The sequence below is a fragment of the Citrobacter sp. Cpo103 genome (assembly GCF_030332605.1).
Taxonomy (GTDB): Bacteria; Pseudomonadota; Gammaproteobacteria; order Enterobacterales; family Enterobacteriaceae; genus Citrobacter; species Citrobacter portucalensis.
This window is the reverse complement of record NZ_JAOWHO010000009.1, coordinates 1-265: the sequence shown is the minus strand read 5'-3', so window position 1 is coordinate 265 and position 265 is coordinate 1. Positions and strand designations below refer to the sequence as shown.

General features: G+C 53.2%; 1 tRNA gene. It reads right to left on the bottom strand.

Going from position 1 to position 265, the window contains the following annotated elements:
* Positions 1-9: 9 nt before the first annotated feature.
* Positions 10-85, bottom strand: a tRNA-Ala gene (locus OGX89_RS00050).
* Positions 86-265: the final 180 nt, after the last annotated feature.

The following is a 265-nucleotide window of genomic DNA, read 5'->3' as shown; positions in this document are numbered from 1 at the left end:
CAGTAAGGATGGTGGAGCTATGCGGGATCGAACCGCAGACCTCCTGCGTGCAAGGCAGGCGCTCTCCCAGCTGAGCTATAGCCCCATCGTAGTTATCTCATTCACCTTAATTCTTGCTGAGACAAGGCGTGGAACGGTGAAGCATACTGAAGTATGCGAGTCGTTTCACAACGCGGTATCAGAAAGAATTTGGTAGGCCTGAGTGGACTTGAACCACCGACCTCACCCTTATCAGGGGTGCGCTCTAACCACCTGAGCTACAAGC